Consider the following 22537-nt stretch of genomic DNA (forward strand, 5'->3'; position numbering starts at 1 on the left):
CCTCCCCCCTGCCCCTCCCTCCTGCCCCTCCGCGTCCCGAGAAGGGAACCGCCCATGGCCACGGCGCCACGCCCCCGCACCACCACGCGCGACCCCGAGGAGATCGGCCGCAGGCTCGCCCGCTGGCTGGACGCCCGGCTGCCCGGCGCCCGCGTCACCGGCGTCGAGGCCCCGTCCTCCAACGGCATGTCGAGCGAGACCCTGCTCTTCGGTCTGGACCACCCCGACGCGCCGGTGCGCGCCTGCGCCCTGCGGCTCGCCGCCGACCCGGCCGCGTACACCGTCTTCCCGGTCTACGACATGGCCCGCCAGCACCGGGTGATGCGCCTGGTCGCCGAGCACACCGACGTCCCCGTGCCCCGGGTGCTGTGGCTGGAAGAGGACCCCGCCGCCCTCGGCGCGCCCTTCTTCGTGATGGAGCGCGCGCAGGGGCGCGTACCGCCCGACGTCATACCCTATACGTACGAGGGGAACTGGCTGCACTCCGCGAGCGACGCCGAGCGGGCGCGGCTGGAGGACGCCACCGTCGCGGTGCTCGCCCGGCTGCACGACGCCTTCCCGGCCGAGGAGGCCGCCTTCCTGCTGCCGCGGGGCGAGGGCTCACCCCTGCGGCGCCATGTGGAAGCCCAACGGGCCTACTACGCCTGGGTGGTAGAGGGCCTGCCGCGCTCCCCGCTCATCGAGTCCGCGTTCGACTGGCTCGACGCGCACTGGCCCGCCGACGAAGGACCGGCGGTGCTCTGCTGGGGCGACGCGCGGATCGGCAACATCGTCTACGACGGCTTCGAGCCCGCCGCCGTCCTCGACTGGGAGATGGCCGCGCTCGGCCCGCGCGAACTCGACCTCGGCTGGACCGTCTACCTGCACCGCTTCTTCCAGGATCTGACGGTGAGTTTCGGCCGGCCGGGGCTGCCCGGCTTCCTGACCCGTCACCACATCGAGGCGCGCTACGCCGAGTTGACCGGCCACACGCCCCGCGCGATGGAGTTCCACACGCTCTACGCCGCCCTGCGGCACGCGGTGGTGATGCTCAGGATCGCCTACCGGCAGCTGCACTTCGGCGAGGTCCGGGTCCCCGAGGACCCGGACACGCTGATCCTGCACCGGGCGAGCCTGGAGGCGATGGTGCGGGGAACGTACTGGAGCGGGGTCGCGGCCTAGGCGGCGCGCCGCATGCGCGGGACCCGCATCGGGCGCGAGCCGGGGCCACCGACGTGCGAGAAGGGCTGGGTGCGCCAGTCGAGGCCCTGCGGGAGCGTCAGGAGCAGCGCGGTGTCCTGCTCCAGCACGTCCTTGGAGGTGTCCGCGGGCCTGCTCTGGGAGGCGGGGCGGCCGGTCCCGGCGCACACCGTCAGGACGAACGGGTTCCAGGGGCTCGGGCACAGCGCGTGCTCCGGCAGCACCGTCTCGTCCGCGAGGAGCGCGATCGGCTGGGCGCAGTCCGGGCAGATCACCCGGTACATCTCGAAGGTGTCGTAGGCGTCCGCCGCCTCGTCGTCGGTGTACTCGTCCTCGACGAGAGGAGCGACGAGCTCCGGACCGGTGCGTTCGTCGGTGCGTTCATTCGGCACACGTCCGCCGCGCTTCATGTTCTGCATTGGGATTCTCCCCCTCGGGTGGGCCGGCAAGGCGCCGTAGCCGCGACCACAGCAAGCAATTCCCGCCACGCCCCGTCCGTAACCGCGTGGACCCCCGTCAGGGCGTCACAAACCTGTGGCATTCGTCACATGCCCGCCGCAGGTGCCTCTTCCGGTCGCCGTGGACTGTGCCGGAGGGGACCTGGGGGAATAGGTTGACCGGCATGGAGGAGCTGGACCGTCAGATCGTCGATCTGCTCGTCAAGGACGGGCGGATGAGCTACACCGACCTGGGCAAGGCCACGGGCCTGTCCACCTCGGCGGTGCACCAGCGGGTACGCCGTCTGGAGCAGCGCGGGGTCATCCGCGGCTATGTCGCCGTCGTGGACCCCGAGGCGGTGGGGCTGCCGCTGACCGCGTTCATCTCGGTCAAGCCCTTCGACCCGAGCGCCCCCGACGACATCGCCGAACGGCTGGCCGACGTGCCGGAGATAGAGGCGTGCCACAGCGTCGCGGGCGACGAGAACTACATCCTCAAGGTGCGAGTGGCGACCCCGCTGGAGCTGGAGCACCTGCTGACCCGCATCCGCTCGCTGGCCGGCGTCTCCACCCGGACCACCGTCGTTCTCTCGACCCCGTACGAGGCACGGCCGCCGCGTATCTAGGCTGTTCCCATGAGTTCCGAGAGCGCCGCCGCCCTTCCGGCCCGAACCGTCGCCCCGCTGCCCGCCGGCGAGCCCGACCACCGCACCGTGCTGCTGCGCGGCGGGGAGGTCCACAGTCCCGCCGACCCGTTCGCCACGGCGATGGTCGTCGAACGCGGGCATGTCGCCTGGGTCGGCTCCGAGGGCGCGGCCGACGCCTTCGCGGCGGGCGTGGACGAGGTGGTCGACCTGGAAGGGGCCCTGGTCACCCCGGCGTTCACCGATGCGCATGTGCACACCACCGCCACCGGTCTGGCGCTCACCGGCCTCGATCTGTCCACCGCCCGCACCCGCGCCGAGGCCCTGGCCGCGGTACGGGAGTACGCCGCGGCCCGCCCCGGCGACGACGTGCTGCTCGGCCACGGCTGGGACGCGGCGCGCTGGCCCGAGCGGACCCCGCCCACCCGCGCCGAACTCGACGAGGCCACCGGAGGGCGCCCCCTGTACCTGCCGCGCATCGACGTGCACTCGGCCGTCGCGAGCACCGCGCTGCTCGACCGGATCCCCGGTGTCACCGGCCTCGACGGCTACCACCCGGACGCCCCGCTGACCGGCGCCGCGCACCACGCGGTGCGGGCCGCCGCCCACGCGGCGATCACCCCGCGCCAGCGCGAGGAGGCACAGCGGGCCGCGCTGCGCCACGCGGCCTCCCTCGGCATCGGCACCCTGCACGAGTGCGGCGGCCCCGAGATCTCCGACGAGGACGACTTCACCTCGTTGCTCGGGCTGGCCCGCGAGGAGCCCGGCCCGCGGGTCTTCGGCTACTGGGCCGAGCAGGTCACCGGGCCCAAGGACGCCGATCGCATCCGCGAACTCGGCGCGCTCGGCGCGGCCGGCGACCTCTTCGTCGACGGCGCGCTCGGCTCCCACACGGCCTGTCTGCACGAGCCGTACGCCGACGCCGCGCACACCGGCACCGCCCACCTGGACGCGGCCGACATCGCCGCCCATGTGACCGCCTGCACCGAGGCCGGGCTCCAGGCCGGATTCCACGCCATCGGGGACGCCGCCGTCACCGCGGTCGTCGAGGGCGTCCGGGCCGCCGCCGCGAAGGTGGGCCTCGCCCGGGTCCGCGCCGCCCGCCACCGCGTCGAGCACGCCGAGATGCTCACCCCCGAGACGATCGCCGCCTTCGCCGAGCTCGGGCTCACCGCCTCCGTGCAGCCCGCCTTCGACGCGCTGTGGGGCGGCGAGGAGGGCATGTACGCCGAGCGCCTCGGCGGCGCGCGCGCCCGCACCCTGAACCCCTACGCGGCCCTGCTGCGCGCCGGGGTGCCCCTCGCCTTCGGCTCCGACTCACCGGTCACCCCGCTCGACCCGTGGGGCACCGTCCGGGCAGCCGCCTTCCACCGCACCCCCGAGCACCGGGTCTCGGCCCGCGCCGCCTTCACCGCCCACACCCGGGGCGGCTGGCGCGCCATCGGCCGGGACGACGCCGGCACCCTGGTGCCGGGCGCCCCCGCCGACTACGCGGTCTGGCGCACCGGCGAACTGGTGGTGCAGGCGCCGGACGACCGGGTGGCGCGCTGGTCCACCGACCCGCGTTCGGGCACGCCCGGGCTGCCCGACCTCAGCCCGGGTGCGGCGCTGCCGGTCTGCCTGCGCACGGTGGTGTTCGGACAAACCGTCTTCGTCCGGCCGAACGAGTGACGTAAGGACGTTCCGTACGGCCGTCAGGCTGCCCTCCCCGGGCCGTCGCCACCTGCGGATCTCCCTCGCTGACCTGCTGGTTCGGGACGATTTCGCAGGTCAAACGGCTATTGACAGAACGCGGCGGGAGGCCGGTAGGTTCGGCCGGGTCCACCGCAGGACGTCCGGCCGACAGAAGGTTTCTGCCGTCCGGGGGGTCCCCCTGCTCCGCGGGAGCTCGGGGGAGCGTGCGACCCGGATGGGGCCCGGACGTTCAGTAGACAACGGCTCCAGGCAGCCCGCAGCCAGCGGGTCCCCGGGCCGGCCCGAAGGGCGCCGGGCCCCCATTCCGACACCCCGGGACCTCGCGGTGCGGCGGTGCCCGAACCGCTCGCTATGGTGGTGCCCTGCGTACGGACAATAAGGGGCAGCAGTGAACGACGGCGGTCAGAGGCGATACGGCCCGCTCGGCAGAGCCTTGGTGATCATCCCGACCTACAACGAGGCGGAGAACATCAAGCCGATCGTCTCCCGCGTCCGGGAGTCGGTCCCCGAGGCCCATGTCCTGATCGCCGACGACAACAGCCCGGACGGCACCGGCAAGATCGCCGACGAGCTGTCCGCCGAGGACGACCACGTCCACGTCCTGCACCGCAAGGGCAAGGAGGGCCTCGGCGCCGCCTATCTCGCGGGCTTCCGCTGGGGCGTCGAGAAGGGCTACGGCGTCCTGGTCGAGATGGACGCCGACGGCTCCCACCAGCCCGAGGAGCTGCCCCGGCTGCTCACCGCGCTCAAGGGGGCCGATCTGGTCCTGGGTTCGCGCTGGGTGCCGGGCGGCCGGGTGGTGAACTGGCCCAAGCACCGCGAGTTCATCTCCCGCGGCGGCTCCACCTACTCCCGCCTGCTGCTCGGCGTGGACATCCGTGACGTCACCGGCGGCTTCCGGGCCTTCCGCCGCGAGACCCTCGAAGGCCTCGGCCTGGATGAGGTGGCCTCGCAGGGCTACTGCTTCCAGGTCGACCTGGCCCGCCGCGCGGTGGCCGCCGGCTACCACGTGGTCGAGGTGCCCATCACCTTCGTCGAGCGCGAGCGCGGCGACTCCAAGATGAGCAACGACATCATCGTCGAGGCGCTGTGGCGGGTCACCGCCTGGGGCGTCGGCTCGCGCGCCAACAAGCTCATGGGGCGCAAGCCCTCCTGAGCGGGCGACTCCGGCTCCGGATCCGACACTGGCCCGGCGACCGCTGACGGATCCCTTACGCCGTCCTGTCGTGCTCCCAGGCACACTGGGAGCATGACGACCGGCACTCCGCCCTCCGCCCCGCCCAAGCGCTCCCGTGCGCGTACCCTCGTCCCGCTGGGGATCGCCGCCTGGCTCCTCGCCGAGATCTCGCTGCTGATCGCGGTGGCCGACGCCGCCGGGGGGCTGACCGTGCTGGCCCTGCTGGTGGCCGGGGCCGTGCTCGGCGGATACGTCATCAAGCGGGCCGGGCGCCGGGCCTTCAGCAACCTCACCGAGACGCTGCAGCGGCAGCAGTCCGGGGCGGCGGGGCCGGAGGCCGGGCCGCGGCCCGGCAGCGAGGGCAACACCTTCACGATGCTCGGCGGTCTGCTCCTGATGGTCCCGGGCCTGCTCTCGGACGTCCTGGGGCTGCTCTGCCTGGTGCCGCCGGTGCGCAAGGCGCTCGGCCGGTACGCGGAGCGCTCGCTGGACAAGCGGATGCGCGCCGCCCGCCCCGGCGGCCTCGGCGAGGCCTTCCAGCAGGCCCGTATCCACCAGCCGGACGGCAAGGTGGTGCGGGGCGAGGTCATCCGCGAGGACGCGGGCTCCTCCCCGTACCGGGACGAGCCGGGCTCCCGGCCGCCGCTCGCCTGACGGCACACCGGCCGGTTCCCGCGGCGCACCACACAAGAAGAGGGCCGGTCCCACCGAAACGGTGGGACCGGCCCTCTTCTACTCTGGCGCCGAGCGCTTGCGCGTTAGGCGGACTTGCGGCTGTCGCGCGGATGCACGGCAATGTTCATGGCGCCGGAACGCAGGACCTCCAGCCTCTCGGCCAGAACCTCCTCCAGCTCCTCGCGGGTGCGCCGCTCCATGAGCATGTCCCAGTGCGTACGCGCGGGCTTGCCCTTCTTCTCCTCAGGACCTTCGCCGTCCACCAGGAGTGCCATGGCGCCACACGCCTTGCACTCCCACTCCGGCGGGATGTCTGCCTCCACCGAGAACGGCATCTCGAAGCGATGTCCGTTCTCGCATGCGTACTCCACCGCCTGGCGCGGGGCCAGATCGATGCCGCGGTCGGTCTCGTAGCTGGTCACCACGAGGCGCGTGCCGCGAAGAGCTCGCTCACTCATGAATCGTGCCTCCCGGGCTTGTCGCCCACAGGACAGGTGTCGCTGTCGTCGTCATCCGGTCAACGTCCGGTCGGCGTTAAAGATTCCCGTTGTGGGTCATGTGTCGCCGTCGTGCCGCCCCTTGTTGTACCCACCAGTGCCCGGTTTGTCACATCTGGCAGCAGATGTCACCCAGCGTCTTCACTAGTTGAGCACGCAGTAACGGTCCGCCTGGCAGGCCAAAGGCGTACACTACCGGCCTTTCACTTCAACGTCTAAATCCGCGCCGGAACCGGGTTCCCGGCGGCCTCCACCGCGGCCCTCACCGGGACCCGGGCGAGCAGCACGAAGCCGGCCACGAAGAAGATCACGAGAGAGATGATGGCATCCCGGTAGCTGCCGGTCAGCTGGTACGCGAGCCCGAACACCAGTGGCCCCAGCCAGCTCAGTCCGCGGTCGCTCATCTCGTAGGCCGAGAAGTATTCGGCCTCCTTGCCGCTCGGCACCATGTGTGAGAAAAGCGATCGTGACAGCGCCTGGCTGCCGCCGAGGACCGTGCCGATCGCCGCCGCGAGGAGGAAGAAGAGCACCGGCGAGTGCGCGGGCAGGAAGTACCCGGTGCCCAGGATCAGCGCCCACACCGCCAGCGACCCCAGGATCGTGCGCTTGGCGCCGTGGGTCCGCGCGAGCCGTCCCATCCCCAGCGCCCCGGCCACCGCCAGCACCTGGACCAGGAGCACCGCGACGATCAGCGTGTTCTGGCCGAGCCCGAGCTCCTCCGAGCCGTACAGCGACGCCTGCGAGATCACGGTCTGCACACCGTCGTTGTAGATCAGGTACGCCAGCAGGAAGGCGAGGGTCAGCGGACGCGCGCGCATGTCGCGCAGGGTCGCGACGAGCTGGCGCCAGCCCGCGCCCACCCTGCCCTCGGCCGGGACGTGCCCGGCGGGCGCGCGCCGGTCCCGCAGCCGGCGCAGCGGTACGAGGGTGAAGGCGCCCCACCACACCCCCGCCGAGGCCAGACAGATCCGTACGGCCGTGCCCTCGGACAGTCCGAAGCCGTCGTGGCCCGAGTAGAGGACGAGGTTGAGGACCAGGACGAAGGCGCCCGCGGTGTAGCCGAAGGCCCAGCCGCGCGAGGAGACGCGGTCGCGCTCCTCGGGGCCCGCGATCTGCGGCAGATAGGCGTTGTAGAGGACCATCGAGACCGACAGCGCGGCGTTGGCGACGATCAGCAGGAGCGCGCCGAGCAGATAGCGGTGGCCGTCCAGGAAGAACATGCCCGCCGTCGCCGCGGCTCCGGTGTAGGCGGCTGCCGCCAGCAGCGGCTTCTTGCGCCCGCTGCGGTCGGCCGCGGCGCCCACCACCGGCATCAGGACCACCGCGAGGACCACCGAGGCGGACACCGCGTACGCGAAGAGGGACCCGGCCCGCACCGGGACGCCCAGCGGGTGCACAAAGCCGTCCGCGTCGGCGGCGTCCTTGGCGATGGCCGTCAGATACGGCCCCAGGAAGACGGTCAGGACGGTCGTCGAGTAGACCGAGCACGCGAAGTCGTAGAAGTACCAGCCGCGTTGCTCGCGGCGGCGGTCGGCGTCCGGGACCGCCTCTGCGGCGGCCCGGCCCATGGTCTCGGCGGTCAAACCCGGCGCCCTTCCGTTCGTCCCGTGGGCGCGCGCGGAGTTCAGAAGCCGGTTGCCCGGTCGGTCAGTACCTTGCGCAGCGTCTCCAGATGATCGGTCATGATGCCATCCACGCCGAGGTCCAGGAGCTTCGTCATCCGATCGGGATCATTGATCGTCCACACGTGTACCTGCAGGCCCAGGGCGTGCGCGGTCCGCACGAAGCGCCGGTCCACCACCGGGACGCCGTGCTGGGACTCGGGCACCTGCGCGCACACCGCGCCCCGGCGCAGCGGCGCGGGCAGCCCCAGCGAGCGCAGCCGCAGGGCGGCCACCCCTCGCACCCCGTACGAGGTGGCCAGGCGCGGACCCGCCAGCCGCGCGGCCCGCGCGACCCGGGCCTCCGAGAACGACCCCACGCACACCCGGTCCCAGGAGCCGGTGCGCCGGATCAGCTCGATGAGCGGGACGAGCGCCGACTCGGCCTTGAGGTCCACGTTCCAGCGGGCCTCGGGGAACGCCTCCAGGAGATCCTCGAAGAGCGGCAGCGGCTCCCGGCCCGCCACCCGGGCCTGCGACACCTCGCCCCACGGCAGATCGGCGATCCGGCCCACGGCGTCGGTGACCCGGTCCAGCGTGGAGTCGTGGAAGGCGACCAGCCGGCCGTCCACGGTGGTGTGGACATCCGTCTCGAAGTAGCGGAAACCGGCCGCCGCGGCCCGCCCGAAGGCGGCGGCGGTGTTCTCGATGCCGTCCGCCGCCCCGCCGCGGTGGGCGAAGGCGATCGGCGTCGGATGGTCCAGATACGGGTGGCGTACGCGAGTCACCCGGGCAGTATCGCCTGTGCCGGGGCCTCCCCGGCCGGGGCCCCGGCAATGGGGGCCTGCTCGTGGGCCGCCGCCTGCGGGATCGCGAAGACCCGCAGGAAGAGCTGGGCGAGCGGGCCGATGGCGAGGGCGTAGGCGACCGTACCGACGCCCAGCGAACCGCCGAGGAGGAAGCCCGTCACCACCACCGCCACCTCGATCGAGGTGCGGACCAGCCGGACGGAACGCCCCGTGACCCGGTGCAGCCCGGTCATCAGGCCGTCGCGCGGGCCGGGGCCGAACCGCGCCGAGATGTACAGACCCGTCGCCACGCCGTTGAGCAGGATCCCGGCGGCCACCAGCGGGATCTCGACGGCGAGGCCGTGTATGTCCGGTACCAGGGCGAGCGTGGAGTCCATCGCCACGCCGATGGCGAAGACGTTGGAGACCGTGCCCAGACCCGGGCGCTGGCGGAGCGGGATCCACAGCAGCAGCACCAGCGCGCCCACGATGATCGAGACGACCCCGATGGTCAGCCCGGTGCGCTCGGCGATGCCCTGGTGCAGCACACCCCACGGTTCGAGCCCGAGGCCGCTGCGCACCAGCAGCGCCGAGCTCACCCCGTACAGCGTGAGGCCGACATAGAGCTGGAGCAGCCTCCGGGTGAGGTGTGCGGACACGTGAGCGCCCCCCTGTCTGGTGGTGGTGGACCGACGCATGACACTCTGTGGCTGGGAATCCTCTCCCAACCATGGCCAATTCGGGGAAGGTGGACTGACTTCCATGGCGCAGTGGACCTCAGCGGTCGGGCCGGCTCAGCTCGCCCGGCAGCTCAACGCACAGCAGCAGCCCCGCCCGGCGGGCGCCCGCAAGCCGCCCGCCTACCGGGCGCTGGCCGACGGGATCCGTCTGCTCGTCCTCGAAGGCCGGGTGCCGGTGGCCGCCCGTCTGCCCGCCGAGCGGGAACTCGCCCTGGCGCTCTCGGTGAGCCGCACCACCGTCGCCGCCGCCTATGAGGCGCTGCGCGGCGAGGGCTTCCTGGAGTCCCGGCGGGGCGCGGGCAGCTGGACGGCCGTGCCGGCGGGCAACCCGCTGCCCGCGCGCGGCCTGGAGCCGCTGCCGCCCGAGTCGCTGGGCTCCATGATCGACCTGGGGTGCGCGGCGCTGCCCGCGCCCGAGCCCTGGCTGACCCGTTCGGTCCAGGGCGCCCTGGAGGAGCTGCCGCCGTACGCGCACACCCACGGCGACTATCCGGCCGGGCTGCCCGCGCTGCGCCGGATGCTCGCCGAGCGGTACACCGCGCGCGGCATCCCGACCATGCCCGAGCAGATCATGGTCACCACGGGGGCGATGGGCGCCATGGACGCCATCTGCCACCTCTTCGCCGGGCGCGGCGAGCGGATCGCCGTGGAGTCGCCCTCGTACGCCAACATCCTCCAACTGATGCGCGAGGCCGGGGCCCGGCTCGTGCCGGTCGCCATGGCCGACCGGCTCGCCGGCTGGGACCTGCCCCGGTGGCGGCAGGTGCTGCGCGACTCCGCGCCCCGGCTCGCCTATGTCGTCGCCGACTTCCACAACCCGACGGGCGCGCTGGCCGACGAGGACCAGCGCCGGGCCCTGGTGGACGCCGCCCGCTCGGCCGGGACCGTGCTCGTCGTCGACGAGACCATGTCCGAGCTCTGGCTCGACGAGGGCGTCGACATGCCGCGCCCGGTCTGCGCCTTCGACCCGGCGGGCGCGACCGTGCTCACGGTCGGCTCGGCGAGCAAGGCGTTCTGGGCGGGCATGCGCATCGGCTGGGTGCGCGCGGCCCCCGACGTCATCCGCTCCCTGGTCGCGGCCCGCGCCTACGCCGACCTCGGCACCCCGGTCCTGGAGCAGCTGGCCGTGAAGTGGCTGATGGCCACGGGCGGTTGGGAGCAGGCGGTCGACCTGCGCCGCGCCCAGGCGCGCGAGAACCGCGACGCGCTGGTGGCGGCGGTCCGCCGGGAGCTGCCGGAGTGGGAGTTCGACGTGCCGGTGGGCGGGCTCACGCTGTGGGTGCGCACCGGCCGGGTCTCCGGTTCACGTCTGGCGGAGGTGGGCGAACGGGTCGGCGTGCGGGTGCCGTCGGGCCCCCGGTTCGGCGTGGACGGCGCCTTCGAGGGCTATGTACGCCTCCCCTTCACCGTGAGCGGCCCGGTCGCCGAGGAGGCGGCGGCCCGCCTCGCGGCGGCGGCGCGGCTGGTGGAGAAGGGGGCGAGCACGGGGGGCGAGTCACCGCGGACCTTCGTGGCGTGACGGGCGCCGCCGGCGCGCGGGGGCCGGGGCCGTCGGCGGCCGTCGGTGACCGGTCGTCTCGGGCCGTCCCGCCTCACCCCTCCGCCGGTACGGCCTGCGCGTGCGGGGCCGCCTCCAACGGAAGGTCGCGCTCGGGGAGCAGGTCCAGGACCGCCTGGCGGTGCTGTTCGCTGGTCGCGTCGTCGTACGGGTCCGGGGTCGCCGGGACCTGGAGGCGCAGGACGGGCGCCGTGCCCAGCCGGGCGTAGCCGCGGCCGGGCGGGACCGTCGCGGTCGGGGTGGTGTGCGGCGGGACGCCGAGCACCCACTCCACCTGGGCGGCGGTGGCGGGGCCGAGCACCACGCGCGCGCGGGTGTGCGTACGGACCGGTTCGGTCAGCGCCTCCAGACCGTCGAACTGCTCGGCGACCACCACCGTGACCCCGGCCGCCCGTCCGTGCCGCAGCGGGGTCTGGAGCAGTTGCTGCGGCTCGGGGCGCCCGTCCGCGGCGGCCAGGTGCCCGAAGACGCTCGGCCGGTCCAGCAGGATCCACAGCGGTCTTTTGATGTCGTCCGGAGCCGGATATCCCGCCTGGCGGGCGCGGTTGGCCGCGATCAGACGGCGCTCGGTCTCGTGCGCGGCCCACTCCAGCGTGGCGAGCGCCCCGGCGAGACCGCACTCGACGGCGAGCACGCCCCGGCGCCCGGCCAGGGACGCGTACTCCCCGGTGCCGCTGCCCTCCACCACCAGCACATCGCCGTGCTGGAGCGCCTGGAGGGCGATGGAGCGCAGCAGCGTCGTGGTGCCGCTGCCGGGCTCGCCGACCACCAGCAGATGCGGCTCGGTGGAGCGCGGCCCGGTGCGCCAGACGACCGGGGGCGCGTCGCGGACGCCCTCGCCGTCGGCGACCGGCATGGTGCGCTGCACCGCGTCGGCGTCGGTGAACCCGAGCACGGTCTCGCCCGGCCCGGCCACGAACCGCTGGACGGCGATGGAGGTGGGGAGCGCGTCGAGCACGCGCATCACGAGCTGGTTGCCCTCCTCGTCCCACTCGAACCGGTACTCCCGGCCGCGCCCGGACTTGGTGTGCAGCAGCTGTTCGATACGGGCGCGCGCCTCGGGCTCGCCGTCCGTGAAGTACGCCGGGTAGCGGATGAGGAGATGGGTGACGCGGCCGGCGTCGTCGAAGGCGTACTCACTGAAGACGGCGGTCCAGTCGCCGCCGTGGGAGAAGAGCGGAGCGGGGTCCTCCGGCACGGAGAAGTACGGCACGAGCGCCTCGTAGAGCGCCTGGAGGCGGCCGGTCTCGGCCTCGTCGGGGCCGGTCTTGGCGGGGATGCGCGCGCGGCCCTTCCAGGCAGCCGCGGCCATCACCGTGATCAGGGCGAGCAGCGGCCCGTACGGGATGAGCGCGACCACCAGGACCACGGCCGCCACCAGGAACAGCGCGGGACCACGGCGCTCCTTGGGAGTGGCGGTCCACCTGCCGCCCAGGGCGGCGGCGATCAGCCGCAGGCCGCGGCTGATCGTGATGAGCGGATGGAGGACGTCGGTGGCGCTGTCGGCGGCCGAGCGCGCCAGCTCGCGGCTGCGGGCGATCGGCGCGCTCGTGCTGCTCAGAATGCGGGGGAGTGGTCGCCGGGCCACGTCGGTCTCCTGTGGGGGTGGTCGGGACTGCGGGAGGTCAGAACTTGATCCCGCCCAGCAGGCTGGCCAGGCTCTGGCCGCCGGCTTTGATGCTCGGGGCGATCGCGGTGCCCGCGAGATAGAAACCGAACAGGGCGCAGACCATGGCGTGCGAGGCCTTGAGACCGTCTTTCCGGAAGAAGAGGAAGACGATGATTCCGAGCAGGACGACGCCTGAGATGGACAGGATCATGAGGAGTTCTCCTGGTTGTGGGGACAGTCACCATGAGTTCTTCCAGGATCACGGGAAGTATCTATGTGATAAAAGGTGCAACCGGGTGAAATCCTCTGATTTTCACTGGAGTGGCGGACACGGATCCGGGTCGCGGGAGGGACACTGTGCGGCCGGCGGACCGAGGGTGGTTACCCGCGGTGAGCTCTGCCCCGGCCGGGCCGGTCCATGTCGGCCGACGGGCAGTACCCTGTCGATTCACTCGTACGGCCCCGGTGCCGTACGGGCCAGGTCACAGGCGTTCCGAGGAGCGCCGCACGCAGTGGAAGGCGGTCCGTGCGATGAGCGAAGCCCTCGATCCCGAGGTGGTCGAACTGGCGAGCAGGATCTTCGATCTGGCGCGCCGGGGAGACGCGGAGGCGCTCGCCGCGTACCTGGACGCCGGGGTCTCGCCCGACCTGACCAATGACAAAGGCCACACCCTCGTCATGCTCGCCGCCTATCACGGGCACGCCGAGGCGGTCTCCGTGCTCCTCGCGCGCGGAGCCGACGCCGACCGCGCCAACGACCGCGGCCAGACGCCGCTCGCGGGAGCGGTCTTCAAGGGCGAGGACGGGGTCGTGAAGGCCCTGCTGGCAGGCGGAGCGGATCCTTCCGCCGGAACGCCCTCCGCGCTCGACACCGCACGGATGTTCGGCAAGACGGAACTGCTCGCACTCTTCGGCGACCGCTGAGGTTTGTGCCAGGTATCCCCTGCGTACCTGGTGGGAGAGGCTCGTAAATGTGGTCGCGGTGGCGAAATGCCTGGGTCATCATGACGACGAGCCCCTCCATCAGGGGCAGGGTCCTTACATCGGGGGCCGACTACGAGAGGCAGGAAGATGGTCCACGGCAAGCGGAAGACGGCGGACGGCCGAACATGTTGGCGCGCGGCCTACTAGGCAGGGCACGAATCCCGGTTGCGTCGACAGCTTGATGTGAGGCTACTTCCATGTTTGATCCGGTCATAGCGCCGAGCGGTACGCTGCTCGGCCTGCTGCAGCGGGGCCGCGGCGACGGCACCCTGCACGCGCTCGCCGCCCCGCGCCCAGAAGCCCTGGCGGCCCTGAACCACTGTGTACTGAGCGACCCCCGCCAGGACTGGCAGGTGGAGAACCGCTCCCTGTACTACGCGCGCCTCTACCTGGATCTCGACGGCGGACTCGACGAGATCGAGGCCCATCTTTTCGGTGCCGAGGACGTCCTCGACGCCGACGAGCACCGCACCGGCCTCGCGCTCGCGGTCCTTGGCCATCTCGCCTCCTACGGAAGGCGCGACGCGCTGCTCCTGCTGCGGCGCTACGCCGCGGGCGGTGCCAACTGGGGCTGGGCCCTGGACGAGCTCGCCCTGCGTGACGACGACGCGGGGCTGCGCGGCCTCGCCGAGGCCGTCCTCGGCCGCTTCCCCGCCACCCCCGAGGGCGACGCCGAGCTGGCCGCCACCGTCCGCGACGCCTTCGAGCCCCGGCCCTGGCGGCTGTGGGCCGAGGACACCCGCGCCGCGGTCGGCGCCCGGGTGCGCGCCGCGCAGGAAGCCGGGTCCTTCGACCGCTGGCAGCGCCAGCTGCGGCCGTCCGGGCCGCGCCCCGGCTGGAGCGTGCGGGCCGTCTTCGACTGGGCCCAGGAGGGCCTGGACCGGGGCGCGGACCTCACCCTGCCCGCCGCCCGCTGCCTGGGCGCGGTCGCCGGTCCCGACGACCGCGACCTGATCGTCGAGGCCGCGCGCGCCGGCGCGGACGGCGCCCGCTGCGCCGCCCTGCACTACCTCGCCGAGTCACGCGACCCCCGCGTCCTCGACCTCATCGAGACAGCCGTCGACGGCGGCTCCCGCACGGTGGCCGAGGCCGCCGTCCAGGCCTTCGAGCGGATGTGCGGGCCCGAGGCCGTCGACCGGGCGCGCGGCTGGGTGCACCGGCCCGACGCGCTCGGCGCCGCCGCCGCGGGCGTCCTCGCCTGCCGGGGCGAGGCCGACGACGCCCAGCTGGTCCTGGGCGCGCTGCGCGAGTGCGTGCGCTCCGACGGGCCCGACGCGCCCCTGCTGCGCCCCTTGGTCGACGGCGCCGGACGCCTCGGCATCGGCTGCGCCGCCCCCGTACTGCGGCACCTCTACCGTGAGACCGCCTCCTCCGAACTGCGCGGCCGTACCGCCCGCGCGCTCGCCGCCACCGACCCCTCCTTCGCCACCGGCTTCGCCGTCGAGTGCCTGTGGGACTGCGAGGAGACCACCCGCGAGGTGGCCGCGCAGTACGCCGAGCTCGTCGACGCGCGCGTGGCCGAGCGGCTGCGCCGGCTGGCCGACGACCCGGCCGAGGAGGCCGAGGTGCAGAGCGCCATCCACAACCGGATGGGCCCCGACGCACCCGCGATATGACCCGCCCGGGCCCGGCCGGGCCCGGGGCGCCGCCCCCGGGACGCACCCGCTGAAGGCCCAGGGCCCCCGGGTGGAAGAGCCGGTGGAACGAGCCGGGCCGGCGCCGCGCACGCGGCGCCCGGCGCGCCCCCGGGCCCGCCCCTCCTTGCCAGAATGGAGGGATGACAGGGCGCTGGGAGTTCTGGATCGACCGCGGCGGCACCTTCACCGACGTGGTGGGCCGACGGCCGGACGGACGTCTGGTCAGCCGCAAGCTCCTCTCCCACGACCCCGAGCGGTACCGGGACGCGGCCGTGGCCGGGATCCGGCTCCTGCTGGGGCTCAAGCCGGGCGACCGCGTCCCCGCCGAGCGGATCGCGGTCGTCAAGATGGGCACCACCGTCGCCACCAACGCCCTCCTGGAGCGGCGCGGCGAGCCGACGGTCCTGGTCGTCACCGAAGGGTTCCGGGACGCCCTGCGGATCGCGTACCAGAACCGGCCGCGCCTGTTCGACCGGCACATCGAGCTGCCGGAGGCGGTGTACGAGAAGGTCGTCGAGGTGCCCGAGCGGATCGACGCGCACGGCGCCGTCGTCCGCCCGCTCGACCTCGCGGCCGTCACCGAGCGCCTGCGGGCCGCCCGTGCCGGGGGATTTTGCAGCGCGGCCGTCGTCCTGACGCACGGCTACCGCCGCCCCGACCACGAGTTGGCCGTCGCCGCGGTCGCCCGGGAGCTCGGCTTCACCCAGGTCAGCTGCTCCCATGAGGTGAGCCCGCTGATCAGACTGGTGCCGCGTGGCGACACCACCGTGGTGGACGCCTACCTCTCACCGATCCTGCGCCGCTACGTCGACGAGGTCGCGGAGGAACTCCACGGCGTGCGGCTGATGTTCATGCAGTCCAACGGCGGTCTGCGGGAGGCCGCGCACTTCCGGGGCAAGGACGCGGTGCTCTCCGGGCCGGCAGGCGGCGTCGTCGGCATGGCCCGCACCTCCGGACAGGCCGGCCACGCGCGCGTGATCGGCTTCGACATGGGCGGCACCTCCACCGACGTCTCGCACTACGCGGGCGCCTTCGAGCGGGACTTCACCACCCAGGTCGCCGGGGTACGGATGCGCGCCCCCATGATGAGCGTCCACACCGTGGCGGCGGGCGGCGGCTCGGTGCTCCACTTCGACGGCCGGCGCTACCGGGTCGGCCCCGACTCCGCGGGCGCGTCCCCCGGCCCGGCCTGCTACCGGCGCGGCGGCCCGCTCACCGTCACCGACGCCAATGTGATGCTCGGCCGGATCCAGCCCGCCCACTTCCCGGCGGTGTTCGGCCCCGACGGCGATCAGCCGCTGGACACCGAGGCCGTACGGGAGGGGTTCGCCGCCCTCGCCCGGCGCACGGGCGGCGGGCGCACCCCCGAGGACGTGGCCGCGGGGTTCCTGGAGATCGCCGTCCGCAACATGGCGAACGCGGTCAAGAAGATCTCCGTGCAGCGCGGCCACGACGTCACCCGCTACGCCCTGACCAGCTTCGGCGGCGCGGGCGGCCAGCACGCCTGCGCGGTCGCGGACGCGCTCGGCATCGGCACCGTCGTCGTACCGCCCCTGGCCGGGGTGCTCTCCGCGTACGGCATCGGCCTCGCGGACGCGACCGCGATGCGCGAGCGGTCGGTGGAGGCGGAGCTCGACACGGCCTGCGCCGGACGGGTGCGCGAGCTGTGCGCGGAGCTCGCGGCACGCACCCGCGGCGAACTGCGCGCCGACGGCATCCCCGACGAGGCGATCACCACCCACGCGCGCGTCCTGCTGCGCTACGCCGGTACGGACGCGAGCCTGCCGGTCGACCTGGACACGCCGGACGCCATGAAGGAGGCGTTCGAGGAAGAACACCGCGCGCGGTACGCCTTCACCATGGACAAACCGCTGGTCGTGGAGGCCGTGTCGATGGAGGCGGTGGGCGCCGCCGGGCCCCACGGCGCCCCCGAGGCCGAGGAGTACGCGCGCGAGGAGGCGGACGGTCCCGCGGCGACGGTGTCCATGGTCGTGGCGGGCGAGCGCCGGGAGGTCCCGCTGTACCGGCGCGCCGCACTGCGGCCCGGCGCCGCCGTCACCGGGCCCGCCATCGTCGCCGAGGCCGACGCCACCACCGTGGTGGACGACGGCTGGCGGGCCGCCGCCGGGGACCTCGGGCATCTCGTGCTGACCCGGGCGCGCCCCCGCCCCGGCCGCACGGCCGTCGGCACCGATGCCGACCCGGTGATGCTGGAGGTCTTCAACAACCTCTTCATGGCGATCGCCGAGCAGATGGGCGTACGTCTGGAGAACACCGCGCACTCCGTCAACATCAAGGAGCGCCTCGACTTCTCCTGCGCGCTCTTCGACGCCGAGGGCAACCTGATCGCCAACGCCCCGCACATCCCGGTGCACCTGGGCTCGATGGGCGAATCCATCAAGGAGGTGCTGCGCCGCAACGAGGGCGCGCTGCGGCCCGGCGACGTCTACGCGGTCAACGACCCGTACCACGGAGGCACCCATCTGCCCGATGTCACCGTTATCACCCCGGTGTTCGAGGGCGAGGAGCTGCGGTTCCTGGTCGCCTCGCGCGGCCACCACGCCGAGATCGGCGGGATCACCCCCGGGTCCATGCCCGCCTTCAGCCGCACCATCGACGAGGAGGGCGTGCTCTTCGACAACTGGCTGCTCGTCCGTGACGGCCGGCTGCGCGAGGCCGAGACGCGGGCGCTGCTGACCGGCGCCGCCCACCCCTCGCGCGACCCCGGCACCAACCTCGCGGACCTGCGCGCCCAGATCGCGGCCAACGAGAAGGGCATCGCCGAACTGCGGCGGGTGACCGAGGAGTTCGGCCCGGACGTCGTCCGGGCGTACATGGGCCATGTGCGGGCCAACGCCGAGGAGTCGGTGCGCCGGATCGTGGCCGGGCTGAAGGGCGGCTCGTACACGTACGAGACGGACAGCGGCGCCGTCATCCGGGTCGCGGTCACCGTGGACCGCGAGGAGCGCGGCGCCGTGGTGGACTTCACCGGCACCTCCCCGCAGCGGCCCGGCAACGCCAACGCGCCCCGGTCGGTGGTGATGGCGGCCGTCCTCTACGTCTTCCGGACGCTGGTGGACGACGACATCCCGCTCAACAGCGGCTGTCTGGAGCCGCTGGAGGTACGGGTGCCGCCCGGCTCGATGCTGGCGCCCCGGTACCCGGCCGCGACGGTGGCCGGGAACGTCGAGACCTCCCAGGCCGTCACCGGCGCGCTCTACGCGGCCCTGGGGGTCCAGGCCGAGGGCTCGGGCACGATGAACAACGTCACCTTCGGCAACGAGCGGGTGCAGTACTACGAGACCGTGGCCAGCGGCTCGGGCGCGGGCGAGGGCTTCGACGGCGCGGACGCCGTGCAGACCCATATGACCAATTCGCGCCTCACCGACCCGGAGGTGCTGGAGTGGCGGTATCCGGTGCGGGTGGAGGCCTTCGCCGTACGGGAGGGCAGCGGCGGGACGGGCCGGTGGACCGGTGGCCGCGGGGCCGAGCGCCGGATCCGCTTCCTGGAGCCGATGACGGTGACCCTGCTGACCGGGCACCGGCGCGTCCCGCCGTACGGCATGGCCGGCGGCGGGCCGGGCGCGCTCGGGGTGAACCTGGTGGAGCGCGCGGACGGCCGCGTCGAGCCGCTGAACGGCGTGGACACGGTCGAGATGGCGGCCGGGGACGTCCTGGTCGTCCGTACGCCCGGAGGCGGCGGCTACGGCTCCTGAGGGCCCCTCGCGAAGGACCGGCGGACGGGCACGAACCGCAGCGGAGTGCCGGGCCCGGCCTGCGCGGCGGCGGCCAGGTCCGCCCCGGCGACCACCCCCAGCACCGGATAGCCGCCGGTGGTCGGATGGTCGGCCAGGAACACCACCGGCCGTCCGTCCGGCGGCACCTGGACCGCGCCCCACACCATGCCCTCGCTCGGCAGCTCGCCGTGGACGGCCCGTTCCAGCGCCGGGCCGTCGGTGCGCAGACCGATGCGGTTGCTCGCGGAGGAGACCCGGTAGCGCCCGCGCGCGAGGGCGTCGAAGGCGTTCCGTGTGAACCAGTCGGCGCGCGGCCCCGGCAGCATCCGCAGCACCAGCTCGTCCGGCGGTCCCGGCGCGGGGACCGCGTCCACGCGCGCGTGGGGCCCGCCCGGACGCCCCAGGGGCAGGACGGCGCCGTCCGTGAGCGGGGCCGGGCCGAGCCCCGAGAGCAGATCGGTGGAGCGGCTGCCGAGGACCGGCTCGACGGCGATCCCCCCGGCGAACGCCACATAGGAGCGCACTCCGCGTACGGGCGCGCCCACCTCCAGGACCGCGCCCGCCGGCACCCGCACGGGCGCGCCCCACGCCGCCGGGCGCCCGTCGACGGTCACCGGGCAGGGCGCCCCCGTCACCGCGGCCGTGACCGCCCGGCGGGGGCGCACCGCGCATCCGGTCAGCGTCGTCTCCAGGACGGCGGCGCCCGCCGGGTTCCCCACCAGCCGGTTGGCGAGGCGGCTCGCGGGCAGGTCGAGCGCCCCCGAGCGCGGTACACCCAGGTGGGCGTGGCCGGGGCGGCCCTCGTCCTGGACGGAGGTGAGCACGCCGGACCGCACCACGCAGAAGGCCCGGTCCGTCATGCCGCGCCCACCGCGCCCACGGGGAAGAAGCGCACCCGGGTGCCCGGCGCCAGGAGCGCGGCGGGCTCGCGGCCCGGATCCCACAGGACGGCGTCCGTGGTGCCGACGAGCTGCCAGCCGCCCGGGGAGGAGCGCGGGTAGACGCCGGTGTACGGGCCCGCCAGCGCGACCGACCCGGCCGGAACGGCGGTCCTCGGCGTGGCGCGGCGGGGCACGGCGTACCGCTCGGGCAGCCCGGTCAGATAGCCGAAGCCGGGTGCGAAGCCGCAGAAGGCCACCCGGAAGGCGGTCGCGCTGTGGATCCGTACCGCCGCCTCGGGCGAGACGCCCCACACCGTCGCCACCTCGGCCAGGTCGGGGCCGTCGTAGCGGACCGGGATCTCGACCGCCGCGCCCGCGTCCGCGCGCGGCGGGGCGACCTCCCAGCCGGGCAGCAGGGCCGCGAGCCGCGCCGGGTCCTCCAGACCGTCGAGCAGGACTGTACGGGCCGCCGGGACGATCTCTCTTACGGGAGGCAGGTTTCCGGCGGCCCGGCGGCGCAGCAGCTCGGCGTGGAGGGCCTCGGCGTCCTCACCGCTCTCCAGCTCGACCAGGAGCGCGCGGTCGCCGACCGGCAGCGTCCGCATCGGCAGGGCACGGCTCACGCGAACGCCTCCACCCGCACGCCCGCGCCCTCCAGTTCGGCCCGCACCAGACGGGCGAGCGAGGCGGCGTCCGGGGTGTCGCCGTGCAGACAGAGCGAACGCGCGCGTACCTCCACGCTCTCGCCCGTGACGGCGGTCACCGTCCCGCTGCGGGCCAGCGCCACCGAGCGCTGGACGACCGCGCCCGGGTGGGTGATGAGCGCGCCCTCCTGGCCGCGCGGGACGAGGGTGGCGCGCGCGGTGTAGGCGCGGTCCGCGAACGCCTCGGTGACGACGGGCAGTCCGGCCTTCGCGGCGCGTTCCAGCAGGCGCGAGCCCGGCAGCCCGAGCACCGGCAGCGCGCCGGCCGCCAGCGACACCCCCTCGACGACGGCCGCCGCCTGCTCCTCGTCGTGGACGACGCGGTTGTAGAGCGCGCCGTGCGGCTTCACATAGGCGACCCGGCTGCCGGCGGCCCGGGCGAAGACCTCCAACGCGCCTATCTGGTAGGCGACCTCGGCGGCGAGCTCGTCCGGCGGCACGTCCATGCTGCGCCGCCCGAACCCGGCCAGGTCGCGGTAGGAGACCTGGGCGCCGATCCGCACCCCGCGCTCGGCCGCGAGCGCGCACACGCGCCGCATGGTGACCGCGTCGCCCGCGTGGAAGCCGCAGGCGACGTTGGCGCTGGTGACGACGGAGAGCAACTGCTCGTCGTCGGTCAGCCGCCAGCGCCCGAAGCCCTCGCCGAGGTCGGCGTTGAGGTCGATACGGGAGGGGAAGGGGGTCACGTCAGCTCCTTGCCGCGGGTCTCGGGCAGGCCGAACAGGGCGACGACGGCCAGCGCGTAGCCGACCGCGCCCAGGGCCAGCGCGCCGCCCACGCCCCAGCTGTCCGAGAGGTAGCCCACGAAGGTGGGCAGGAAGGCGCCGACGGCCCGGCCGCTGTTGTACGTGAAGCCCTGGCCCGTGCCGCGTACCGCTGTCGGATAGAGCTCGCTGAGGAACGAGCCGAACCCGCTGAAGATCGCGGACATGCAGAAGCCCAGCGGGAAGCCGAGCACGAGCAGCAGGGTGTTCGCGCCGGACGGGATGTGCGTGTACACCAGGATGCAGAGCGCGGAGAGCACGGCGAAGAGCTGGATGTTCCGCTTGCGGCCCAGCCGGTCACTGAGGACGCCGCCGCTGAGGTAGCCGAGGAAGGCGCCGGAGATCAGGAACGTCAGATAGCCGCCGGTGCCGACGACGGTCAGCCCCCGGTCGGTCTTGAGGTAGGTCGGCACCCAGGTGGCGAGGGTGTAGTAGCCGCCCTGGACGCCGGTGGAGAGCAGCGTCGCGAAGAACGTGGCGCGCAGCAGGTCCTTCTTGAAGATGGCGGTGAAGGAGCCGCGGGTGGCGTCGGCAGCGCGCCGCGCGGCGGCCTCGGGGGCGTCGCTGACGTTGCGCCGGATGTAGATCACCAGCAGGGCGGGCAGCGCGCCCGTCCAGAACATCACGCGCCAGGCGGTGTCGGCGTCCACGTAGTGGAAGACCAGCGTGTAGACGAGGACGGCCAGCGCCCAGCCCGCCGCCCAGGCGCTCTGCACGGCGCCCAGCGTCCGCCCGCGCTCCTTGGTGGAGGCGTACTCGGCGACCAGGATCGCGCCGACCGCCCACTCGCCGCCGAAGCCGAAGCCCTGGAGGGCTCGGCAGACCATGAGCGTCTCGTACGTGGGCGCGAAGCCGCAGGCCACGGTGAAGACCGCGTAGGTGATGACCGTGATCATCAGGGCCTTCACCCGGCCGATGCGGTCGGCGAGGATTCCGGCGAGCGCGCCGCCGACCGCCGAGACCACCAGGGTCACGGTGGTGAGCAGACCGGTCTGGCCGTGGTCGAGGCCGAAGTACGCGCCGATCGCGACCATGCTCAGCGGCAGGGTGAAGTAGTCGTAGGAGTCGAGGGCGTAGCCGCCGAACGCGCCGCCGAAGGCGCGCCGGCCGCGCGGGCCGAGGGCGTGCAGCCAGCCGAACGGGCCTCCGCCGCCGGGCAGTTCGTCCTGCTTCGGCTGGGCCTGGGTCGTGCTCATCTGCACCTCGCAGGGGGAGGGGGGAGGGTGCGGT

20 protein-coding genes are annotated in these 22537 nt (G+C 73.8%); 9 read left to right on the forward strand and 11 right to left on the reverse strand.

What is annotated here, in order from left to right; translation table 11 throughout:
• The first annotated feature begins 54 nt into the window (after positions 1-54).
• On the forward strand, positions 55-1161 hold the full coding sequence (locus ACJA3G_RS07615; protein ID WP_406552107.1) for a phosphotransferase family protein: 1107 nt from the start codon (positions 55-57) through the stop codon (positions 1159-1161).
• Here ACJA3G_RS07615 and ACJA3G_RS07620 read toward each other — a convergent pair.
• A complete protein-coding gene (locus tag ACJA3G_RS07620) occupies positions 1158-1598 on the reverse strand; it encodes a hypothetical protein (RefSeq protein WP_406552108.1) in 441 nt (146 codons plus the stop codon). The genes ACJA3G_RS07615 and ACJA3G_RS07620 overlap by 4 nt on opposite strands.
• Before the next feature lie 203 nt (positions 1599-1801).
• Here ACJA3G_RS07620 and ACJA3G_RS07625 point away from each other — a divergent pair, with 203 nt between their 5' ends.
• From ACJA3G_RS07625 to fxsA, 4 genes are all read left to right on the forward strand, one after another.
• A complete protein-coding gene (locus ACJA3G_RS07625) occupies positions 1802-2242 on the forward strand; it encodes an Lrp/AsnC family transcriptional regulator (RefSeq protein WP_067155585.1) in 441 nt (146 codons plus the stop codon).
• Positions 2243-2251: 9 nt separating this feature from the next.
• On the forward strand, positions 2252-3931 hold the full coding sequence (locus ACJA3G_RS07630) for an amidohydrolase (protein ID WP_406552109.1): 1680 nt from the start codon (positions 2252-2254) through the stop codon (positions 3929-3931).
• 412 nt (positions 3932-4343) lie between these two features.
• Positions 4344-5111, forward strand: a complete 768-nt coding sequence (locus tag ACJA3G_RS07635; RefSeq protein ID WP_358837701.1) for a polyprenol monophosphomannose synthase — start codon at positions 4344-4346, stop codon at positions 5109-5111.
• A 93-nt stretch (positions 5112-5204) separates the two neighbouring features.
• Positions 5205-5786 (forward strand): FxsA family membrane protein, encoded by a 582-nt coding sequence (gene fxsA / locus ACJA3G_RS07640; RefSeq protein ID WP_406552110.1) that lies wholly within the window; start codon positions 5205-5207, stop codon positions 5784-5786.
• A 104-nt stretch (positions 5787-5890) separates the two neighbouring features.
• On the opposite strand, the gene ACJA3G_RS07645 is transcribed toward fxsA, so the two are convergent.
• From ACJA3G_RS07645 to ACJA3G_RS07660, 4 genes are all read right to left on the reverse strand, one after another.
• Positions 5891-6265, reverse strand: a complete 375-nt coding sequence (locus ACJA3G_RS07645; RefSeq protein ID WP_067155573.1) for an RNA polymerase-binding protein RbpA — start codon at positions 6263-6265, stop codon at positions 5891-5893.
• 254 nt (positions 6266-6519) lie between these two features.
• Positions 6520-7872: an MFS transporter gene (locus ACJA3G_RS07650; RefSeq protein ID WP_406552120.1), complete on the reverse strand. Its 1353-nt coding sequence runs from the start codon at positions 7870-7872 to the stop codon at positions 6520-6522.
• Positions 7873-7928: 56 nt separating this feature from the next.
• Positions 7929-8693, reverse strand: a complete 765-nt coding sequence (locus ACJA3G_RS07655; RefSeq protein WP_406552111.1) for a glycerophosphodiester phosphodiesterase — start codon at positions 8691-8693, stop codon at positions 7929-7931.
• A complete protein-coding gene (locus ACJA3G_RS07660; protein ID WP_406552112.1) occupies positions 8690-9391 on the reverse strand; it encodes a YitT family protein in 702 nt (233 codons plus the stop codon). Before ACJA3G_RS07660 ends, ACJA3G_RS07655 begins: the two co-directional genes overlap by 4 nt.
• A gap of 64 nt (positions 9392-9455) precedes the next feature.
• Here ACJA3G_RS07660 and ACJA3G_RS07665 point away from each other — a divergent pair, with 64 nt between their 5' ends.
• On the forward strand, positions 9456-10952 hold the full coding sequence (locus tag ACJA3G_RS07665) for a PLP-dependent aminotransferase family protein (protein WP_406552113.1): 1497 nt from the start codon (positions 9456-9458) through the stop codon (positions 10950-10952).
• A 73-nt stretch (positions 10953-11025) separates the two neighbouring features.
• Here ACJA3G_RS07665 and ACJA3G_RS07670 read toward each other — a convergent pair whose 3' ends face one another.
• Together ACJA3G_RS07670 and ACJA3G_RS07675 are read right to left on the reverse strand one after the other, a co-directional pair.
• Entirely contained in the window at positions 11026-12579 is a 1554-nt protein-coding gene (locus tag ACJA3G_RS07670) for a hypothetical protein (protein ID WP_406552114.1), read from the reverse strand.
• 37 nt (positions 12580-12616) lie between these two features.
• The gene (locus tag ACJA3G_RS07675; protein ID WP_067155558.1) at positions 12617-12811 is read right to left on the reverse strand and encodes a hypothetical protein; all 195 of its coding nucleotides are present in this window, start codon (positions 12809-12811) and stop codon (positions 12617-12619) included.
• Positions 12812-13131: 320 nt separating this feature from the next.
• Here ACJA3G_RS07675 and ACJA3G_RS07680 point away from each other — a divergent pair, with 320 nt between their 5' ends.
• From ACJA3G_RS07680 to ACJA3G_RS07690, 3 genes are all read left to right on the forward strand, one after another.
• Positions 13132-13524: an ankyrin repeat domain-containing protein gene (locus ACJA3G_RS07680; RefSeq protein ID WP_406552115.1), complete on the forward strand. Its 393-nt coding sequence runs from the start codon at positions 13132-13134 to the stop codon at positions 13522-13524.
• 257 nt (positions 13525-13781) lie between these two features.
• The gene (locus tag ACJA3G_RS07685; RefSeq protein WP_406552116.1) at positions 13782-15200 is read left to right on the forward strand and encodes a HEAT repeat domain-containing protein; all 1419 of its coding nucleotides are present in this window, start codon (positions 13782-13784) and stop codon (positions 15198-15200) included.
• Between the two features lie 161 nt (positions 15201-15361).
• Positions 15362-18937 (forward strand): hydantoinase B/oxoprolinase family protein, encoded by a 3576-nt coding sequence (locus ACJA3G_RS07690; RefSeq protein ID WP_406552117.1) that lies wholly within the window; start codon positions 15362-15364, stop codon positions 18935-18937.
• Here the strand turns inward: ACJA3G_RS07690 and ACJA3G_RS07695 are convergent.
• The 4 genes from ACJA3G_RS07695 to ACJA3G_RS07710 are packed head-to-tail and all read right to left on the reverse strand — an operon-like array spanning position 18925 to position 22503.
• On the reverse strand, positions 18925-19818 hold the full coding sequence (locus ACJA3G_RS07695) for a biotin-dependent carboxyltransferase family protein (RefSeq protein ID WP_406552118.1): 894 nt from the start codon (positions 19816-19818) through the stop codon (positions 18925-18927). The two genes, ACJA3G_RS07690 and ACJA3G_RS07695, sit on opposite strands and share 13 nt — an antisense overlap.
• Positions 19815-20444: a 5-oxoprolinase subunit PxpB gene (gene pxpB / locus ACJA3G_RS07700; protein ID WP_406552121.1), complete on the reverse strand. Its 630-nt coding sequence runs from the start codon at positions 20442-20444 to the stop codon at positions 19815-19817. The genes ACJA3G_RS07695 and pxpB overlap by 4 nt, the downstream gene beginning before the upstream one ends.
• Before the next feature lie 14 nt (positions 20445-20458).
• A complete protein-coding gene (locus ACJA3G_RS07705; RefSeq protein ID WP_406552119.1) occupies positions 20459-21229 on the reverse strand; it encodes a LamB/YcsF family protein in 771 nt (256 codons plus the stop codon).
• Positions 21226-22503 carry an MFS transporter gene (locus ACJA3G_RS07710; protein ID WP_406552122.1) on the reverse strand — a complete coding sequence of 426 codons (1278 nt, stop codon included), beginning with the start codon at positions 22501-22503 and terminating at the stop codon, positions 21226-21228. The genes ACJA3G_RS07705 and ACJA3G_RS07710 overlap by 4 nt, the downstream gene beginning before the upstream one ends.
• Between the last annotated feature and the right edge of the window lie 34 nt (positions 22504-22537).

Source organism: Streptomyces sp. YS-3, assembly GCF_045257485.1.
GTDB lineage: Bacteria > Actinomycetota > Actinomycetes > Streptomycetales > Streptomycetaceae > Streptomyces.

Bases quoted from the DNA above. Each gene is read 5' to 3' on its own strand.
- ACJA3G_RS07685 (WP_406552116.1), top strand. From the start codon at position 13,782: ATGTTTGATCCGGTCATAGCGCCGAGCGGTACGCTGCTCGGCCTGCTG.
- ACJA3G_RS07630 (WP_406552109.1), top strand. From the start codon at position 2,252: ATGAGTTCCGAGAGCGCCGCCGCCCTTCCGGCCCGAACCGTCGCCCCG.
- ACJA3G_RS07650 (WP_406552120.1), bottom strand. From the start codon at position 7,872: ATGGGCCGGGCCGCCGCAGAGGCGGTCCCGGACGCCGACCGCCGCCGC.
- ACJA3G_RS07710 (WP_406552122.1), bottom strand. From the start codon at position 22,503: ATGAGCACGACCCAGGCCCAGCCGAAGCAGGACGAACTGCCCGGCGGC.
- ACJA3G_RS07620 (WP_406552108.1), bottom strand. From the start codon at position 1,598: ATGCAGAACATGAAGCGCGGCGGACGTGTGCCGAATGAACGCACCGAC.
- ACJA3G_RS07690 (WP_406552117.1), top strand. From the start codon at position 15,362: ATGACAGGGCGCTGGGAGTTCTGGATCGACCGCGGCGGCACCTTCACC.
- fxsA (WP_406552110.1), top strand. From the start codon at position 5,205: ATGACGACCGGCACTCCGCCCTCCGCCCCGCCCAAGCGCTCCCGTGCG.
- ACJA3G_RS07660 (WP_406552112.1), bottom strand. From the start codon at position 9,391: ATGCGTCGGTCCACCACCACCAGACAGGGGGGCGCTCACGTGTCCGCA.
- ACJA3G_RS07695 (WP_406552118.1), bottom strand. From the start codon at position 19,818: ATGACGGACCGGGCCTTCTGCGTGGTGCGGTCCGGCGTGCTCACCTCC.
- ACJA3G_RS07675 (WP_067155558.1), bottom strand. From the start codon at position 12,811: ATGATCCTGTCCATCTCAGGCGTCGTCCTGCTCGGAATCATCGTCTTC.
- pxpB (WP_406552121.1), bottom strand. From the start codon at position 20,444: ATGCGGACGCTGCCGGTCGGCGACCGCGCGCTCCTGGTCGAGCTGGAG.
- ACJA3G_RS07665 (WP_406552113.1), top strand. From the start codon at position 9,456: ATGGCGCAGTGGACCTCAGCGGTCGGGCCGGCTCAGCTCGCCCGGCAG.
- ACJA3G_RS07625 (WP_067155585.1), top strand. From the start codon at position 1,802: ATGGAGGAGCTGGACCGTCAGATCGTCGATCTGCTCGTCAAGGACGGG.
- ACJA3G_RS07645 (WP_067155573.1), bottom strand. From the start codon at position 6,265: ATGAGTGAGCGAGCTCTTCGCGGCACGCGCCTCGTGGTGACCAGCTAC.
- ACJA3G_RS07615 (WP_406552107.1), top strand. From the start codon at position 55: ATGGCCACGGCGCCACGCCCCCGCACCACCACGCGCGACCCCGAGGAG.
- ACJA3G_RS07680 (WP_406552115.1), top strand. From the start codon at position 13,132: ATGAGCGAAGCCCTCGATCCCGAGGTGGTCGAACTGGCGAGCAGGATC.